This is a genomic window from Allobosea sp. BK604 (assembly GCF_004341515.1).
Taxonomy (GTDB): Bacteria; Pseudomonadota; Alphaproteobacteria; order Rhizobiales; family Beijerinckiaceae; genus Allobosea.
Genome location: NZ_SLZF01000003.1, coordinates 138,589 through 154,826 on the forward strand (window position 1 = coordinate 138,589; position 16,238 = coordinate 154,826).

Genomic DNA, 16,238 nt, shown 5'->3' on the forward strand with positions numbered 1-16,238 from the left:
CGCTATTCCGCCGAAACGGGATAGCCCGGCAGGCGCGAGATCACGCCGAGCACCGGGCGCAGATGCTTTTCGAGCACGGCGCGCGCCTGCGCCTCATCGCCCGCGACCAGCGCCGCCAGCAGGGCGCGATGCTCCTCGCGGACGCGCTCGACGCGGTTGGGGTCGACGCCGAGCGTCGTCATCGCCACCCGCTGCTGGCGCGAGCCGAGCGAGCTGTAGAGCTCGGAGAGGACTTCGTTGCCGAGCGCCGAGACCATGGTGAGGTGGAACTGGCGGTTGAGCTCGACACGCTCGAAATGGTCGCGCGTGGCGAAGCGATCCATCTCGTCGAGGATCTCGGCCATGCGCGGCGGGATCGGAATCCGCTCCCCGCAGATGCGAGCGACCACGTAATTCTCGATCATCCGGCGCGTCTCGTAGAGATCGGCGAATTCCTGCGCCGTGACCTGGCGGACCTGCGCGCCGCGGCGCGGCAGCAGATCGACGAAGCGCTCTGCCTCCAGCCGGTGCAGTGCCTCGCGCACCGGCGTGCGCGAGACCGCCATCGCGGCCGCGATCTCGCCCTCCTCGATGAAGGAGCCGCCGGGGAAGCGCCCGCGCAGGATCTGCTCGCGGACATAGAAATAGACGCGCTCGCGCGTCGGCTTTCCATCCTCCTCCGCCGTGTCCCTGACAGCCGCCTCGTTGCGCTTCATCGTTCCGACCAGAAGTCCCGCCCGCCTCCTCTCCAGGCTGGGAGGCGATATGGACAGCTAAAAATCCGCCATGTATACGTGACGCATGATGAAATTTTCGGCGGCTTTTTGCAAGCGAGCACGGCTGGGCATTTGCCTCGCCCCGCGGCAGACTGCCGTCGTCGGCCTGTCCGGCACGCGCGATCACGCCAACTCACGGAACAAGCCACGGAAGGCGAGCGGCCGGCAGGCGGTGGCTCCATTCTTGCTCCGGGCAGCCCCGATCTAGCGGGCCCATCGACCGGCCCGCGTCACCAGCAGAGGATCAGCTCATGACGATATCCCGCCGCTCGCTGCTCCAGGCCGGTCTCGCTGCCCCGGCCCTGCTCTCCCCCCTGCTGTCGCAACGCGCCGTGGCGCAGAAGGCGGGCGGCATCATCCGCTACGGCCTCTCCGCCTTCCCGCCCAACCTGCAGCCCTGGGTCAGCACCGGCGCCTCGGCCGGCACGGTGAAGATGCTGATCAACCGCAGCCTCGTCGGCTACGGCCCGAATGGCGAATTGCGCGGTGAGCTCGCGGAGTCCTGGGCGCTCGACAAGGACGGCGCCTGGGTCTTCAAGCTGCGCCAGGGCTGCCTGTTCCATAATGGCGAGCCGGTCACCGCCGACGATGTGAAATGGTCGATCGAGCAGATCGCCGGCGAGAAATCGACCGCCTATATGCGGGCCCAGTTCCAGGGCGTCGAGCGCATCGAGATCCCCGATCCGCAGACCATCCGCCTCGTCACCAAGCAGCCCGAGGCGACGCTGCCGACCTGGTTCGGCAACTACAACACCTTCATCATCTGGCGGAAATCACAGCCGAACGAGCCGATCGGGGCCGGCCCCTTCCGCCTCGCCGGGCAGGAGCGCGGCACCTCGCTCGATCTCGTCGCCTTCGACAAATACTACAAGCCCGGCTTCCCCAAGCTGAAAGGCATCAGGTTCGTCGTCTATGCTGACGAGAACCTGCGCAACGCCGCGCTGATGTCGGGCGATGTCGACATGATCGAGTATGTGCCCTGGCAGTCGATGGCGGCGGTCGAGGCCGACCAGCGCCTCAAGCTCGACTCGGTCGAGGGGCCGTTCATGGACGTGCTCTTCAACGGCACCAAGCCGCCCTTCAACGATGCCCGCGTACGCCGCGCCGTCGCCCATGCCGTGAAGCGCGACGACATCGTCAAGGCGGCCTTCTTCGGCCGCGGCAAGCCGCTCGAGGGCCTGCCCATCGTCGAGGGCACGCCCTGGTACGACAAGGAGCTCGCCCATGGCTGGAACTACGATCCGGCCCGCGCCAAGGCGCTGCTGGCCGAGGCCGGCTATGCCAATGGCTTCCAGACGACGATGCTCGCCACCGCGCAATTCGGCATGCACAAGGACACTGCCGAGGTCGTGCAGCAGCATCTCGCCGCCATCGGCATCCAATGCGAGCTGCAGCTTCCGGACTGGTCGACCCGCGTCAACCGCGGCGTGCGCGGCCAATACGACATGGCGATCCACGGCGTCTCCTCCGACAATAACGACCCGGACGGGTTGACCGTGGTGCTGGACACCTCGCTCTCGCCGAGCCATGGCCGCTCCTTCAAGGTCGATGCGCCCCGCACCATCGCCGCGCTCGCCAAGGGCCGCGCCGAATTCGACCAGGCCAAGCGCGTCGAGATCTACAAGGAGATGCAACGCGTCGCGCTGGAGGAGGTGCCGCTGGTCGGCCTCGCCTGGCGCTCGCAGGGCTATGGCATGACCAAGGACGTCAAGGGCTTCGTCAACCTGCCCGGCGCGCTCACGACCTCCTCGGGCTGCATGCTCGAAGAGACCTATTTCGGATGAGCGTGGCTGCCGGAATCGCGAAGCGGTCGGGGGCGCCTGCCCGGTCATTGCGGGGAACGCGGCGACGAAGCGATTTTGGGGCCGCCAGGCGCCCGGTCCTCCTGGATTGCTTCGCTGCGCTCGCAATGACGGCGCGGGTTGGTCGGGCCTGCGCTGGCGCATTTTCGAGCGACGTGGACACCGGTTCGCGTGAAGACATGCGGAAAAGCTCTCGATGAGCGCCGGCTGGCTCGCGCGGCGCATCGCGCTCTCCCTGATCATGGCCTGGGTCGTGGCGACGATCGTCTTCCTCGCCTTGCACATGGTGCCGGGCGACCCGGCGGAGCTCCTGCTCTCGACCGGCGGCGCCGTGCCCGACGCCACGGCCGTGGCGGAATTGCGCGAGAAGCTCGGCCTGGAGCGGCCGCTGCTCACCCAATATGCCGCCTTCCTCGGCGGCCTGCTTCGCGGCGATCTCGGCACCTCGCTGGTCGACGACTATCCCGTCCTGCACGAGATCGGGCTGCGCCTGCCGCGCACGCTGGAGCTCATCTTAGCCGGCACATTGCTTGCGATCCTGATCGGCGTGCCGGCAGGCGTCTATGCCGCGCTGCATCGTGGCGGCGCCTTCGACCGCTTCGCTTCGGGCGTCACGGCGCTGCTGCTCGCCGTGCCGGTCTTCGTCGTCGGCACCCTGCTCGTGCTGCTCTTCGCCCAGACACTCAGGCTGATGCCGGCTGGCGGCTATATCGCGCTGGCACAGGACCCGGTCCAGCATCTCAAGCTCCTGACGCTGCCGGCGATCGCCATCGCCAAGGGCCTCGCCGCCGTGCTCTTCCGGATGACGCGCTCGGCGATGCTCGACGCGCTCGCCAACGACTATGTCCGTACCGCCTATGCAAAGGGGCTCGCGCCCCGGCGCGTGCTCATCGTCCATGTGCTGCGCAACGCGCTGAACCCGGTGATGACCGTGCTTGGCCTGCATATGGGCACGCTGCTCGGCGGCACCGTGCTGGTCGAATATGTCTTCAACTGGCCGGGCCTGTCGACGCCGCTGCTGCGCGCGGTCGAAGCGCGCGACTATCCGATGGTGGTCGGCATCGTGCTGACCATCTCGATCCTGTTCCTGCTGATCAACCTCGTCGTCGAGTTGCTGCAGGTGCTGATCGACCCGCGGATGAAGACGGCATGAGGCGGCTCTGGCTTCCCGCCGCCTGTGTCGGCATCATCATCCTGCTGGCGCTCTCGGCGCCGCTGCTCGGCCTGCCCGATCCGGTGCGCCAGGATATCGCCCGACGTCTCTCCGGCCCGATGCCGGGCTCCTGGCTCGGCCGCGACGAGTTCGGCCGCGACGTGCTCTCGCGTTTGATCTGGGGCGCGCGCACCAGCCTCGGCGTCGCCTTCGCGGCCGCACTCACCGCTGGCCTCGTCGGCACCGTGCTTGGCCTGATCGGCGGCTGGGCGCGGGGCTTCAGCGCCTTCCTCACCGTGCGCAGCGTCGAGATCATCATGTGCTTCCCGCCGATCGTGCTGGCATTGCTGGTGGTGACGCTGCTGGGGCCGGGCGCCGCGACGCTGATCCTCGTGCTCTCCGTGCTCTACCTGCCCGGCTTCGCCCGCGTCACCTATGCCGAGGTTCTGGCGGCGCGCGGACGCGACTATGTCGAGGCGACGCGCGCGCTCGGCGCAAGCCCGGCCCATCTCCTGTTCTTCACCGTCCTGCCCAATATCGCCGGGCCGATCCTGGTGCAGCTCTCGCTCGCGGTCGCAGCGGCCGTGGTGCTGGAAAGCGGCCTCTCCTTCCTCGGCCTCGGCGTCGTACCGCCGGCGCCCTCCTGGGGCCTGATGATCCGCGGCGCCCGCGCCACGATGGAGCAGGCGCCCCTGCTTCTGCTCTGGCCCTGCGCCGCGCTCACCCTGACCATCCTGGCGATGAACCTGCTCTGCGACGCGCTGCGTGACGCGGTCGACCCGCGCACGGCGGGGCGCTGACATGTCGCCACGCCCCTTCCCCGCGCCGCTTGCCGGCGCATCAATGACCACCCCGCTCTGCAAGGATTCCGACCATGGCCGCCAAGACTGACCCGCTCGTCCATATGGGCACCATCACCGGCGGCGAGGCGCGCGCGATCCTCGCGACGAACCCGGTGATCCTCCTGCCGATGGGCAGCCATGAGGATCAGGGCCCGCATGCACCGATGGGCGACTATCTGCTGGCCGAGAAGATCGCCGAGCTCTCCGCCATCCGCGCCTCGAAGGCCGGCGTGCGCACCCTGGTCGCGCCGGTCCTGCCCTTCGGCGGGGCCGACTGGTTCGCCGCCATGCCCGGCGGCATCGCCATCTCGCAGGCGACGCTGACCACGGTCATTGCCGAGATGGTCGACTCGTTGCACCGCCACGGCCTGACCCGGCTCATCGTCATCAACGGACACGGCGGCAATGTCGGACCGATCGCCGAGGTCGCGCGCGAGCTCTACGAGCGCGAGCGCATCGTGCTGCCGAGCCTCTATCTCTGGCGCATCGGCTACGGCCTTCTGCCCGGCATCGTCGGCGCCGAAAAATCGGCGAAGGTTTCCGGCCATGGCGCCGACCCGCTGACCAGCATCGGCCTCCATCTCTTCCCGGAGCTGATGCGGCCCGACCTGATCCCGGCCGGAACCAAGCTGAAGAACGACCCGCTGCTCGGCCTGCCCTTCACCGGGCTTGGCACCGCGAGCTTCGAGGGCGCCGAGGTCGCGATGCCCAACGGCTATGACGAGATCTACACCAAGGGCGTCGGCAAGGGCGATCCGAACCTCTGCTCGGCCGAGACCGGCGCGGCGCTGACCGAGAAGCTCAGCAATGTCTGCGCCCGCTTCATCGCCCATTTCGACGCCAAGGTCCCGGCCTAACCGTGAATCGTCCTCTACGGCCGGCGCGGATCGCCGAATTCACCTGCGAGAAGCGGCCAGCCACCGGCTCGCGCGGCATGGTCGTCACCAACCATCCGCTCGCCTCGGCGGCAGGCGCGCAGATGCTGCTCGCCGGCGGCAACGCGATCGATGCCGCGGTGGCCTCCCTCTTCGCGCTCACGGTTGTCGAGCCGATGATGGTCGGCATCCTCGGTGGTGGCCTGGCCCATATCCGCATGGCCGATGGCCGCCACACCGTCCTCGACGGGCTCTCGACCGCGCCGCGCCGGGCCAGCGCCGACATGTATGACTGCCTCTCCGACGAGATCGGCCGGGCTCGTGATGTCCGCGACCGCTTGAACGTCGTCGGGCCGAAGGCGGTCGCCGTGCCCGGCGCGCTCGCCGGCTGGTGCGAGGCGCTGGCGCGCTTCGGCACGTTGCCGCTCGAAGAGGTGCTGCAGCCGGCGATCGCGCTCGCCGAGCGCGGCTTCATCGCCACCCCCTATCTCTCGAACTGCATCGCCGGCGCAGCAGCCGACCTCGCCCGCGATCCCGGCCTGGCGAGGCTGCTCCTGCCAGGCGGCGAGCGGCTGCAGCCCGGCACGCGCCTGATCCAGACCGACTATGCCGCGAGCCTGCGCCTGATCGCCAGGGACGGGCCGGCCGCGCTCTATGCCGGCCCGCTTGGCAAGGCGCTTGCCGATTTCATGGCTGCCAATGACGGGCTGATCGACGAGGGCGACCTCGCCGCCTATCGCGTTGCCGAGCGCGAGCCGGTGCGCGGCCTCTATCGCGGCTACGAGATCGTCGGCCCGCCGCCGCCGGCCTCCTCCGGCGTCCATGTCGTGCAGATGCTCAACATCCTCGAAGCATTCGACATGGGCGGGCTCGGCTTCGGCTCGGCCGACAGCATCCATCTGCTGGCCGAGGCGCTCAAGATCGCCTTCGCCGACCGCGCCGTCGCAACCGCCGACCCTGCCTTCATCAAGGTCCCGGTCGACCGGCTGATCGACAAGGCCTATGCCGACGAGCGGCGCGCGCTGATCGCGATAGATACGGCGAAGCACTGGACAGCGGGCCTCTCCGGCGAATCCGCCGACACGACCCATGTCACGGTCGCTGACAGCGACGGCAACGTCATCTCCACCACGCAGACGATCAACGGCATCTTCGGCGCCTGCACGCAGATCCCCGGCACCGGGATGATCGCCAACAACTACATGTTCAATTTCGATCCGCATCCCGGCCGCGCACTTTCCATCGCGCCCGGCAAGCGCGTCTTCACCTCGATGGCGCCGATGATGGCGCTGAAGCAGGGCCGGCTCGCCTATGCGCTCGGCTTGCCCGGCGCCTTGCGCATCTTCCCCTCGGCGCTGCAGGCGCTGGTCAACCTGATCGACCATGGCATGAGCCTGCAGGAGGCGGTCGAGGCACCGCGCATCTGGACCGAGGGCGGCGTGCTCGAACTGGAGGAGGCGATCCCCGACGCCGTCGCCGCCGAGCTGACTGCCCGCGGCCACCGGATCGTCCGCTCCCCCCGCATCGCCGGCGGCATGAATGCCATCGCCTTCAACGCCGACGGCACCTTGACCGGCGCCGCCTGCTGGCGCGCCGATGGCACGCCGGTCGCCATGTCCGGTGGCCTGGCCCGCGCCGGGATCGGCTTCAGCACGAACTGATTTAGTAAAGCACTGGAAGCAGCATGCCTGAGACGATCGTCGTCCTCGACCTCATGACCCCCGAACGCGCCGACAAGCTGCGTGAATTCCTGCCAGAGGGTTTCGTCCTGACCCACGGCACGGCGCGCGGCGATGCGCATATGAAGGAGATCATCGCCGAGGCGGACTACGCCATTGCCGGCCAGGTCGGCGTCAACCGCGACGTGCTGAGCGCCGCCAGGAAGCTCAAGCTGCTGCATAAATGGGGCGTCGGCGTCGATAATCTCGATCTCGACGCCGCCCGCGAGCTCGGCATCAGGATCGCCCGCACCACCGGCAGCAACGCCGTGCCGGTCGCCGAATTCGCGCTCGGCCTGACACTCTCGGCTCTGCGCTTCATCTCCTATGGCCATGCCGAGCTGAAGAAGGGCGAATGGCGCGGCGGGCGGCTGCCCGGCGAGACCTTCATGCTCTCGGGCAAGACGGTCGGCATCATCGGCTTCGGCGCGATCGGCCAGAATCTCGCGCGCCTGCTCAAGGGCTTCGGCTGCACCATTCTCTACAACAAGCGCCGGCCGCTCGACGCCGTGGAAGAGGCCGCGATCGGCGCCAAATTCGCTGCGATCCCCGAGTTGCTGTCGCATTCCGACGTGATCTCGCTCAACTGCCCGCTGACCCCGGAAACCGCCAACCTGATCGACCGCGACGCCTTCAGGGCGATGAAGAGGACGGCGGTGCTGGTCAATGTCGCGCGCGGCGGCGTCGTGGCTGAGGCCGACCTGATCGAGGCGCTGAATGCCGGCGAGATCGCCGGCGCGGCCATGGATGTGTTCGAGACCGAGCCGCTGCCGTCCGACAGCCCGCTGCTCAAGGTCGAGAAGCTGGTAGTGACCCCGCATCTGGCGGCGATCGCCGCCGACAATTTCGCGCCGGTGGTGAAGCGCATGTTCGCCAACATGCTGCATGTCTCGCGCGGCGAGCCCGTGCCCGAACACGATCTGGTCGTGTAGCCACGGCCGCAGAGCGAGGGCTACGGCTAGAGCATTTTCGAGCGAAGTGGATACCGGTTCGCGTGAAGAAAATGTGTCAAAACAAGTAGATAGAGAATTTTCGCGATTCGAAGAAACGCGGAAATGCTCTTAGCGCTCGCTCTGCGTCAGCGCCATCTGCCAGAAATCCGCCTCCAGCCGCGAGGCCTTGGCGAAGAGCGCCGCCAACTCGCCGAAGCGCTGTTCGGTCATCGCCCGCGCGGCGAGATCGTCGAGATGGCGGCGCGCCTGCGCTGCCACCTCCTGGTAGCCCTCCCCGGCATATTCACCGATCCAATCGGTGTAAGGGTGGTCCGCCAGCGCGGCTACGCCATCCGGGGCCAGCCGCCGGCCGATCTCGGCATAACCGATGACGCAGGGCGCCAGCGCGACATGCAGGTCGAGCAGATCGCCCGCGACCCCGCAATCCAGCACGAAGCGCGTATAGGCGACCGTGGCCTGCAGCTCCGGTGCCGCCTCGATCTCGCCCGGAGGGAGCCCCCAGCGGCCGCACAGCCGGACGTGCAGATCCATCTCGACATCGAGGATCGCCGATAGCCCCGCCTTCGCCATCCGCATATCCGCCAGGTTCCGGCTCTTGTAGATGGCGAGCGCATAGGCCCGGGCGAACTGGATCAGGAACAGGTAGTCCTGCACGAGATAGGTCCGGAACGCCGCCTGCGGCAGAGTTCCCGCCCCCATCTGCCGGACGAAGGCGTGGTCGACATAACCAGCCCATTCCATGGGCGCAGCCGCTTTCAGGCGCTCGAAAATATCCATGCGGCCCTCGCCTAAAACGCCGTCGATACGGTGTGCCGGGCGGCTACCGCGATCCGTTCGTAGATCGCGATGAGCATCGAGCCAAGCGATGCCTGACAGGCAGCGGGGCGCCTGCCTACTGCCTCCTTGAGCGGCGTGGCTACGATCTCGCATCGACCTGCCCAGAATTTCAGCAGCGCCAGCCGGAGCGGCCGTTGACTCGTCAGGGCATCGGCGTATCGTCTCTATAAATGAAACTATAGTTCCATTAAATGGAACTCTGGGGCGTGCGAATGTCGATCCTGCTGGCTGCCGCAGATGTGCTTCGATGCTTCTCGAGCAACCGCCATGACGTGACCGTCACGGACCTGGTCACATTGCTCGGCATGCCCAAGAGCAATGCCTCGCGGCTGCTGCGGACGATGCGGGACGCGGGCATGCTCGAAGCCGTCGGCGAGACCAAGCGCTACCGCCCGAGCGTGCTGCTGCACCAGGCCGGGCAGGTCTATCGGTTCTCGGCTTCGCTGGTCGATCGCGGCGACGCCGTGGTCGCGCGCGTCGCCGGCGATATCGGCCATACCGGCTATATCAGCGTCCGCCACGGCATCGATATCGTCGGCGTCACCGCCCATCCGGGTCGCCATGCCCTGCGGGTCGTGACGGCGATCGGCGAGCGCATCAGCGCCTTCGCATCGAGCACGGGGCGTGCCCTGCTGGCACGCCTGCCGGATGACGAGATCCGCCGTCTCTATCCGGGCAATATCGTGCCGCCCTCGGCGACCGCACCGCAGCATGTCGACGAGCTGTTGCGCCGGCTCGCGGTCGTGCGCGCCAGGGGCTATGCCGAATCCGAGGACGAGGCTGTGCGCGGTGTCGGCGCCATCTCGGTCGCCGTCGGCGACCCGGCTACGGGCGACGCCGTCGCGCTTTGCATCTCCTTTCCGGCCGCCACGGCGACGGCCGAGGAGCGCAGCACCATCATCCGGTCCTTGAGCGAAGGAGCCGCAGCGATCGCGGCCGTGACCAAGGATCCGCTTTTCGTTCCTGTTCACCCCTCACCAGTGGAGTAAGCCATGAGCAATCGTTGGCGCATCGGCTTCGATATCGGCGGCACCTTCACCGACTTCATCCTGTATGACGAAGACAGCCGCTCGGTGCGCCTGCACAAGCGGCTGACCACGCCGCATGATCCCTCCGAGGCGGCCCTGATCGGCCTGGGCGAGCTGACTGAGATGGCCGGCATCACGCTCGCCGATGTCGGCGATATCGTGCACGGCACGACTCTTGTCACCAACGCCGTGATCGAGCGCAAGGGCGCCAGGCTCGGCCTGATCACCACGCGCGGCTTCCGCGACATCCTCGAGATGGGCACCGAGCAGCGCTACGACATCTACGACCTGTTCCTGACCTTCCCGGAGCCGCTTGTCTCGCGCGAGCTGCGCCTCGAAGTCGCCGAGCGCATCGACCGTGACGGCAAGATCGTCACCGCGCTCGATGCAGCCGCCGTGAAGGCCGCAGCCGGCCAGCTCGCCGCAGCCGGCTGCGAGGCGATCGCGATCTGCTTCCTCAACAGCTACCGCAACCCGGCGCATGAGCGCGAGGCCGGCCGCATCGTGCGCGAGGCCTTCCCCGAGCTCGCCGTCTCGCTGTCGAGCGAGGTCGTCGCCGAGATCTGGGAGTACCAGCGCTTCGTCACCACCGCCGCCAACGCCTATGTCCAGCCGCTGATGCAGCGCTATCTGGAACGGCTGGAGCGCGAGCTCGCGGCTCGCTCCTTCCGCGGCGTGCTGCGCCTGATGCATTCGGCCGGAGGCTTGGTCTCGCCCGAGACCGCCCGCACCTTCCCGATCCGCCTGCTCGAAAGCGGCCCGGCCGGCGGCGGCCTGGCGACCGCGCTCTTCGGCGAGCTCGCCGGGCACAAGGACGTTATCTCCTTCGACATGGGCGGCACAACCGCCAAGGCCTGCATGATCGAGGATGGCCGCGCCGAGATCGCGCCGATGCTCGAGGCCGGCCGCGTCAACCGCTTCTCGAAGGGATCTGGCCTGCCGATCAAGGCGCCGGTGATCGACATGATCGAGATCGGCGCCGGCGGCGGCTCGATCGCGGCGATCGACGAGGTCGGCCTGCTCAAGGTCGGCCCGCATTCGGCCGGCTCCGATCCCGGCCCGGCCTGCTATGGCATGGGCGGCACCAAGCCGACCGTGACCGACGCCAATCTCGTGCTCGGCTATTACGATCCGGGCTTCTTCCTGGGCGGGCGCATGGCGCTCGACGTCGGCGCGGCGCGCAAGGCCGTTGCGTCGATCGCCGAGCCGCTCGGCCTCTCCATTGAGGAAGCGGCCTGGGGCGTCCACAAGGTCGTGACCGAGAGCATGGGCGCCGCCGCCCGTGTCCATCTTGTCGAGAAGGGCAAGGATCCGCGTCGCTACGCCATGGTCGGCTTCGGCGGCGCCGGCCCGGCGCATGCCGTCGATGTCGCGCGCGTGCTCGGCGTCACCGAGGTCATCATCCCGCCGGCGTCCGGCGCGGCCTCGGCGCTCGGCTTCCTGGCCGCCCCGCTCTCCTTCGACCTGGTGCGCTCGCTGCCGGTCGAGTTCTCCGATGGCTTCGATGCCGGCGCGGTCAATGCGCTGCTCGGCGAGCTCGAGGCCGAAGGTCGCAAGCACCTGCTGGAAGCCGGCGTGAAGCCGGCCGATATCGCGGTCGAGCGCTCCGCCGACATGCGCCTCGTCGGCCAGATGCACGATATCGCGGTGACGCTGCCTGGCGGCACGATCGATTCCAGCAGCCTGGGCGCGATCCGCGAAGCGTTCAGCCGCGCCTATTCGGCCCGCTACACCGCCGTCTACGAGGGCGCCCGGCTCGAGGCGATCAATTTCCGCGTGCGCTGCACCGGCCCGGCGCCGACGCTCTCGCTCTCCGGCGCCGCCGGTGGCGGCGATGCCGATGCGAAGGTGAAGGGCGCGCGCCAGGCCTGGTTCGAGGGCGGCTGGAGCGAGGCGACCGTCTATGACCGCTACGCGCTGCGGCCCGGCGACAGCATCAGCGGCCCGGCCATCATCGAGGAGCGCGAGGCGACGACTATCGTGCCGCCCGGCGATACCGTGACGATCGACGACGTGCTGAACCTCGTGATCAGCGTCGCCAAGGCGAGCGCGGCCGAAACCTCGATCACGGCCGACATGCCGCTGGCGGAAGCCGCGCGGCGGATCGAGGCCGATCCGATCTCGTTGGAGATCATGTGGAGCCGGCTCGTCAACGTCGTCGAGGAGATGTGGCTTACCGTCTGCCGCACCGCCTTCTCGCTGGTGATCTCGGAATCGCAGGATTTCGCCTGCGAACTGCTTGATCCCGAAGGCGAGACGCTGGCCCACAGCCCACGCGCCATGCCGGTGTTCAACCTGACGCTGCCGCGCGCGGTCAAGGCGCTGCTCGAGCGCTATCCGGCCGAGACCCTCAAGCCGGGCGACGTGCTCATCACCAACGACCCCTGGCTTTGCGCCGGCCATCTCTTCGACATCGCCATCGTCACCCCGGTCTTCCTGGGCGAGCGCGTCGTCGGTCTGATGGGCACGGTCGGCCATGTCTCCGATATCGGCGGCACCAAGGATTCGCTCAGGGCGCGTGAGATCTACGAGGAAGGCTTCCAGATCCCGCCGATGAAATTCGCCGAGGCTGGGCGCATCAACGAGACGCTGGTGCGGCTGATCGCGGAGAATGTGCGCAACTCCGATCAGGTCCTAGGCGACCTGCACTCCTTCGTCGCCGCCAACGCGATCGGCGCCGAGCGGCTCAAGGCCTTCATGACCGATTACGGCATGCAGGACCTGCGCGCGCTCGCCCATGTCGTGCAGAGCCGTTCGGAGAAGGCGATGCGCGATGCGATCGCCGCCCTGCCGGATGGCGTCTATCACGGCACGGCCACGAATAATCCGTTGGGCACGCCGATGACTTATCCGCTGGCCCTGACGATCAAGCACGACGAGATCCATCTCGACTTTGCCGGCGCGCCACCGCAATTGCCGCAGGGCGGGCTCAACTGCACGCTGAACTACACCAGCGCCCACGCCACCTACCCGCTGAAATGCATGCTGACGCCGAATGTGCGCGGCAATGCCGGCTGCTACCGGCCCTTCACCATCGACGCGCCGAAGGGCTCGATCCTGAACTGCGACAAGCCGCTCGCCGTCAACCTGCGCACCCGCACCGGCTGGTATCTCGCGCCCAACATCTTCCGGGCCCTGTCGAAGGCGGCGCCGAAGCAGGTCCAGGCCTTCACCGGCCTGCCCGTCGCCGCCAGCGTCTACGGCCGCGACGGCGAAGGCCAAACCTATTCCGACATGCTCTTCGTCGGCGGCGGCCAGGGCGGCTCGGCCCATGGCGACGGCAAGTCGGGCCTGCTCTACCCGACCTCTGCCGCCAACACCTCGATCGAGACCTTCGAGGCGCGCGTGCCGGTCCTGGTGGTCGAGAAGACCTATTTGCAGGATTCCGGTGGCGCCGGCCGCCGGCGCGGCGGCCTCGGCCAGCGCGTCCGCTTCCGCAAGCTCGCCGATGATGGGCTGCCGACCCTGGTCTCGCTCTATCCGGAAGGCGTGGACAACCCGATCCCGGGCCTGTTCGGCGGCAAGGCCGGGGGCGGCGCATCGGGCCGTGTGCTCGATGAGAGCGGCGCCATCCGCAACGATGTCGGCACCGGCGCCCTGGTCCAGGTCATGCATCCCAGCGAGATCGTCGAGCTCGTCCTGGCCGGAGGCGCCGGCTATGGCGACCCGGCCGAACGCGACCCGAACGTCGTCAAGCGTGACATCGCGCGGGGCTTCGTCTCGTCCGAGGCGGCGCGCCGCGACTACGGCGCCAAGCCCGATTCTGCGCCCCAAGGCGCCACCGAAACCTCATCCGGCCAGTTCGTGGCCGGATGAGAGCAACGCCAACCGGCGTGAGAACCCGAAACGGGGCCAGAGGGGACTATACCTATGACTGAACCAAGGGAGACCGCGCCGCAGCGGCATCCAACCCTGTTCGAGCCGGCGACGCTGGTTCTGATCGCGATCCTCAGCGTCTTCGGCGCCATCATCGGCATGCAGTTGCTGGTCTCGCTCGGCGTGACCGCCAATACCTCGCTCATCGGCGCCATGGCGGCGATGGTTCTCGCCCGGATGCCGCTCGGGCTCTTCCTGCGCTACCGCTCGATCCACGTCCAGAACCTGGCGCAGAGCGCCATCTCCTCGGCGACCTTCGGCGCGGCCAACAGCCTGCTCCTGCCGATCGGCATCCCCTTCCTGCTCGGCCGCCCCGACCTGGTGATGCCGATGCTGATCGGCGCCTTCCTCGCCATGCTGCTCGACGGCTACCTGCTCTACCGGATGTTCGATTCCCGCGTCTTCCCGGCGACCGGGGCATGGCCGCCCGGCGTGGCGGCGGCCGAGGCGATCAAGGCCGGCGACGAGGGCGGCCGCAAGGCGGTGCTGATGGGCATCGGCTTCGTCGTAGGCATCATCGGCGCCTTCTTCAAGATCCCGATGTCGGCCTTCGGCGTCGCCTTCATCGGCAATGTCTGGGCGCTCTCGATGTTCGGCGTCGGCCTGCTGCTGCGCGGCTACTCGCCCCAGCTCTTCGACAACCCGACCTTCGCGAGCATCATCCCCAAGGGCGACATGATGGCCGCCTATATCCCGCACGGCTTCATGATCGGCGCCGGCGTCGTTGCGCTGGTCCAGGTTGCGCAGCTCCTGATGCAGCGCGACGAGGCGGCCAAGGCGCGGGAGAATGCGGCCGGCACCAATGATGCGGAGGTGCGGCGTGCGCTCGGCCTCGGCACGGCCGCCTACATCGCCATCGCCATCTTCCTCGCCCTTGCCGGCGGGCTGGTGACCGACATGTCCGTTGGCATGCTGATCCTGTTCGTGCTCTACGCCGCATTCGCCGCCTATGTGCATGAGCTGATCGTCGGCCTGGCGGCGATGCATTCGGGCTGGTTCCCGGCCTTCGCGGTGGCGCTGATCACGCTGATCATCGGAATGCTGATCGGCTTCCCGATGCCGGCGCTGGCACTGCTCGTCGGCTTCTCGGCGGCAACGGGCCCTGCCTTCGCCGACATGGGCTACGACCTCAAGGCCGGCTACATTCTGCGCGGTAACGGCATCGACCCGAAATTTGAGCGCGAAGGCCGCAAGCAGCAGCTCTTCGCGGCGATGTTCGCGTTCGTGATCGCCGGGCTCGTCGTGCTGGTCTCCTACCAGTCCTATTTCGACCAGAACCTCGTCGCGCCGGTCAACAGGGTCTACGCCGCCACGATCAAGGCCGGCGTCGCGCCGGGCGTCGCCTGGTCGCTCTTCCTCTGGGCCATCCCGGGCGCGCTCCTGCAGTTCCTCGGTGGGCCGAAGCGCCAGATCGGCGTGCTCTTCGCCACCGGCCTGCTGATCAACTTCCCCGTGGCGGGCTGGGCCGTGCTGGCCGGCATTGTCCCGCGCCTGGTCTGGGAGCGCCTGCGCGGCGCCGATGGCGAGGGCGACATGGAGGTCTTCGCCGCCGGCGCAATCGCAGGCGACGCGATCTTCAGCTTCTTCGACAGCGTCATCAAGAACTTCAGGCGCTGACCAAATAGCGGGGCCGGGCGTTCCCCGGCCCGGCCCTTTCCCGCATCGGCCGAAGACGGAGACAGGACTTGGCTCGTAAGCTCGGAACGCTCACCATCGGCCAGGCGCCACGCGCCGACATCACCCCGATCCTCGACGCCGTTCTGCCTGACGACGTGCCACGGCACCATGCCGGCGTCCTCGACGGCTTGACGCAAGCTGAGATCGCGCGCGACTTCGCGCCCCGGCCGGAGGGCGCGCTGCTCACGACCAGGCTGCTCGACGGCAGCGCCGTCATCACCGACCGCGACAAGACGGAGGCAGCGGCCGCGAGCAAGCTCGCCATGCTCGAAGCCGAGGGCTGCTCGACCATCCTGATGCTTTGCACCGGGCATTTCGGGACGCTCGCCTGCAAACAGGCCCGGCTCGTCGAGCCCGATCGCATCCTGCCGCCGGCCGTGGCGGCGATGGTCGGCGAGGAGCAGCTCGGCATCGTCGTGCCGCTGGCCGAGCAGATCGACAGTGAAGCGGCGAAATGGCGCCCGCTGGCGCGCCCGCCGATCTACGCCGCCGCCTCGCCCTATGTCGAAACCGAGCCCGGCCTTGCGGAGGCCGCCGCCGAGCTGGCGCAACGTGGCGCGACAATCCTGCTCCTCGACTGCATGGGCTTCGTGGAGCGCCATCGCACCGAGGCCGCACGGGGATCCGGCCTTCCCGTCATCCTGTCCAACAGCATGATCGCGAAGCTGGTCTCGGAAATCCTCTAGGGATCGACCTCGTCCAGGACCGCAATCTCGACGAAT

At 68.1% G+C, this 16,238-nt stretch carries 12 protein-coding genes; 10 read left to right on the forward strand and 2 right to left on the reverse strand.

Annotated features, from left to right (window positions below; genetic code table 11):
* Positions 1 to 2: 2 nt before the first annotated feature.
* Entirely contained in the window at positions 3 to 695 is a 693-nt protein-coding gene (locus tag EV560_RS10095) for a GntR family transcriptional regulator (RefSeq protein WP_131855636.1), read from the reverse strand.
* A 311-nt stretch (positions 696 to 1,006) separates the two neighbouring features.
* Here EV560_RS10095 and EV560_RS10100 point away from each other — a divergent pair, with 311 nt between their 5' ends.
* The 6 genes from EV560_RS10100 (at position 1,007) to EV560_RS10125 (ending at position 8,077) form a co-directional block, all read left to right on the forward strand.
* Positions 1,007 to 2,539 carry an ABC transporter substrate-binding protein gene (locus EV560_RS10100; RefSeq protein WP_131855637.1) on the forward strand — a complete coding sequence of 511 codons (1,533 nt, stop codon included), beginning with the start codon at positions 1,007 to 1,009 and terminating at the stop codon, positions 2,537 to 2,539.
* Between the two features lie 214 nt (positions 2,540 to 2,753).
* The gene (locus tag EV560_RS10105) at positions 2,754 to 3,710 is read left to right on the forward strand and encodes an ABC transporter permease (RefSeq protein ID WP_131855638.1); all 957 of its coding nucleotides are present in this window, start codon (positions 2,754 to 2,756) and stop codon (positions 3,708 to 3,710) included.
* Positions 3,707 to 4,510, forward strand: coding sequence for an ABC transporter permease (locus EV560_RS10110; RefSeq protein WP_131855639.1), 804 nt, complete (start codon positions 3,707 to 3,709; stop codon positions 4,508 to 4,510). Before EV560_RS10105 ends, EV560_RS10110 begins: the two co-directional genes overlap by 4 nt.
* A gap of 74 nt (positions 4,511 to 4,584) precedes the next feature.
* On the forward strand, positions 4,585 to 5,409 hold the full coding sequence (locus EV560_RS10115) for a creatininase family protein (protein ID WP_131855640.1): 825 nt from the start codon (positions 4,585 to 4,587) through the stop codon (positions 5,407 to 5,409).
* 77 nt (positions 5,410 to 5,486) lie between these two features.
* Complete coding sequence (gene ggt, locus EV560_RS10120; RefSeq protein WP_131856187.1) at positions 5,487 to 7,088, forward strand: gamma-glutamyltransferase; 1,602 nt, start codon at positions 5,487 to 5,489, stop codon at positions 7,086 to 7,088.
* A 23-nt stretch (positions 7,089 to 7,111) separates the two neighbouring features.
* On the forward strand, positions 7,112 to 8,077 hold the full coding sequence (locus tag EV560_RS10125) for a 2-hydroxyacid dehydrogenase (protein ID WP_131855641.1): 966 nt from the start codon (positions 7,112 to 7,114) through the stop codon (positions 8,075 to 8,077).
* A 129-nt stretch (positions 8,078 to 8,206) separates the two neighbouring features.
* Here the strand turns inward: EV560_RS10125 and tenA are convergent, their stop codons facing one another.
* Complete coding sequence (gene tenA, locus EV560_RS10130; protein ID WP_131855642.1) at positions 8,207 to 8,875, reverse strand: thiaminase II; 669 nt, start codon at positions 8,873 to 8,875, stop codon at positions 8,207 to 8,209.
* A gap of 272 nt (positions 8,876 to 9,147) precedes the next feature.
* Here tenA and EV560_RS10135 point away from each other — a divergent pair, with 272 nt between their 5' ends.
* From EV560_RS10135 to EV560_RS10150, 4 genes are all read left to right on the forward strand, one after another.
* Entirely contained in the window at positions 9,148 to 9,924 is a 777-nt protein-coding gene (locus tag EV560_RS10135) for an IclR family transcriptional regulator (protein WP_131855643.1), read from the forward strand.
* Positions 9,925 to 9,927: 3 nt separating this feature from the next.
* On the forward strand, positions 9,928 to 13,779 hold the full coding sequence (locus EV560_RS10140) for a hydantoinase B/oxoprolinase family protein (RefSeq protein ID WP_131855644.1): 3,852 nt from the start codon (positions 9,928 to 9,930) through the stop codon (positions 13,777 to 13,779).
* Positions 13,780 to 13,833: 54 nt separating this feature from the next.
* Positions 13,834 to 15,456 carry an OPT/YSL family transporter gene (locus EV560_RS10145; RefSeq protein ID WP_131855645.1) on the forward strand — a complete coding sequence of 541 codons (1,623 nt, stop codon included), beginning with the start codon at positions 13,834 to 13,836 and terminating at the stop codon, positions 15,454 to 15,456.
* Between the two features lie 68 nt (positions 15,457 to 15,524).
* Positions 15,525 to 16,202: an AroM family protein gene (locus EV560_RS10150; protein ID WP_131855646.1), complete on the forward strand. Its 678-nt coding sequence runs from the start codon at positions 15,525 to 15,527 to the stop codon at positions 16,200 to 16,202.
* The last annotated feature ends 36 nt before the right edge of the window (positions 16,203 to 16,238 follow it).

Coding starts and splice junctions, on each gene's coding strand:
- EV560_RS10135 (WP_131855643.1), top strand. CDS start 9,148: ATGTCGATCCTGCTGGCTGCCGCAGATGTGCTTCGATGCTTCTCGAGC.
- ggt (WP_131856187.1), top strand. CDS start 5,487: ATGGTCGTCACCAACCATCCGCTCGCCTCGGCGGCAGGCGCGCAGATG.
- EV560_RS10095 (WP_131855636.1), bottom strand. CDS start 695: ATGAAGCGCAACGAGGCGGCTGTCAGGGACACGGCGGAGGAGGATGGA.
- EV560_RS10100 (WP_131855637.1), top strand. CDS start 1,007: ATGACGATATCCCGCCGCTCGCTGCTCCAGGCCGGTCTCGCTGCCCCG.
- tenA (WP_131855642.1), bottom strand. CDS start 8,875: ATGGATATTTTCGAGCGCCTGAAAGCGGCTGCGCCCATGGAATGGGCT.
- EV560_RS10110 (WP_131855639.1), top strand. CDS start 3,707: ATGAGGCGGCTCTGGCTTCCCGCCGCCTGTGTCGGCATCATCATCCTG.
- EV560_RS10105 (WP_131855638.1), top strand. CDS start 2,754: ATGAGCGCCGGCTGGCTCGCGCGGCGCATCGCGCTCTCCCTGATCATG.
- EV560_RS10125 (WP_131855641.1), top strand. CDS start 7,112: ATGCCTGAGACGATCGTCGTCCTCGACCTCATGACCCCCGAACGCGCC.
- EV560_RS10140 (WP_131855644.1), top strand. CDS start 9,928: ATGAGCAATCGTTGGCGCATCGGCTTCGATATCGGCGGCACCTTCACC.
- EV560_RS10145 (WP_131855645.1), top strand. CDS start 13,834: ATGACTGAACCAAGGGAGACCGCGCCGCAGCGGCATCCAACCCTGTTC.
- EV560_RS10115 (WP_131855640.1), top strand. CDS start 4,585: ATGGCCGCCAAGACTGACCCGCTCGTCCATATGGGCACCATCACCGGC.